Here is a 1,306-nt window from a genome sequence, read left to right on the forward strand (position 1 = left end):
ATGTACGGGTCACCCACATGGGTTACACAAAAGTTCACTCACATAGGTGACAACACCTTGAGTGTTACATAACCATCAGTGGCATCCCGTACATCGACCCTGCCAAGGATGATGGGACCGAAAATAACATCCCAGACGCCATCCCCAACCTGCTCCAGGCCAATGGTCTGGTGCTTGAGCACATAACCTACGTAGATCCTCAAGCCGCGGCGGTTGATGATGCCGCAGCTATCCGCTGGCAAGCTCTCAATATGGCTGGGATAGGTCATCTCGGGGAGTTTTTCAGGGAATGGGCGCGGCGAGGGTTGGTAGCAAGACGCCGGTGTTTTCTGCTTCAACGCTTCATGCAAGCGCTCGTGATTGTAGTGCTGCCGGAAGCGATCAAAGTGCCGTTGTTGAGCCTCCCAGGCCACTGCCGGCGGCGATGGTAGCGTGCTTTTGAGCGTCCGATGCATGCGTTCGTGGCGGCCATTTTGTTCAGGTCGACCAGGCGCAATGCGCTCGGGAATGATGCCTAGACGCAGCCACCAGATCGACAGCTGGGAAAGTCCCGCACGCCCCTTACTGGCAAACGGTACACCGTTATCGGTACGGATCCGCTCAGGCAGGCCATTCTCCCGGAACACTTGGGTGAAAACGGCCTGCGTTTCCAGGAGATTGGTGTTGGGCATGCTGTGGCAGGCGAGCAGGAAGCGACTGGCGTGATCCATGATCGTCAGCGGATAGCACCAGACGCCTGCACCTGTCAGAAATTGGCCTTTGTAGTCCGCACTGAATAGTTGGTTAGGCGACTCTGCCTTCTCCAGTGGCTTGGGATAGACCGCTACCCGCTGACGTAAGCGGCGTGGTTTGACCAATTCGGCCTTCTTGAGGATGTTGTAGATCGCTGTCTTCGAGGGCGGCGCCTGATCAGGGAAACGCTCCTGCAGCGCAGCCTGGATCTTTTTCGGACCCGGTTCTGTTTCGCCTCGACTGCGCAGTTCGATGATGGCTTCGCGAACTGCAGCGGGTACAACCCAGTCCTGAGTCAACCGGCGGCGGCTGCGCTCTTCCAGCCCCGAAGGCCCCTCTTTCTCATATCGCTCGACCCATTTGTAGCCGGTCTTTCGGCTGATCTCGTAGGCCTGGCACAGGGCGCTGAAGCTGGGCGCCCCCTGCAGGTAATCCGCGATGAAAAGCATTTTCAGGTCCATAGGTTTCAGCTCTCGCCAGGGCATGGTCAGATCCTCGAAAACCGACCCTGCCAGTTAAAGACTGTTACCTATGTGCGTGAACTGATTTGTAACCCATGTGGGTGAGTCATACC

At 57.0% G+C, this 1,306-nt stretch carries 1 protein-coding gene; it reads right to left on the reverse strand.

The window, feature by feature from the left end; translation table 11 throughout:
* Positions 1-38 precede the first annotated feature (38 nt).
* Positions 39-1,217 (reverse strand): integrase core domain-containing protein, encoded by a 1,179-nt coding sequence (locus HU735_RS26775; RefSeq protein WP_186716474.1) that lies wholly within the window; start codon positions 1,215-1,217, stop codon positions 39-41.
* Positions 1,218-1,306: the final 89 nt, after the last annotated feature.

The organism is Pseudomonas sp. BW16M2 (assembly GCF_014268865.1).
GTDB classification, from domain to species: Bacteria; Pseudomonadota; Gammaproteobacteria; order Pseudomonadales; family Pseudomonadaceae; genus Aquipseudomonas; species Aquipseudomonas peradeniyensis.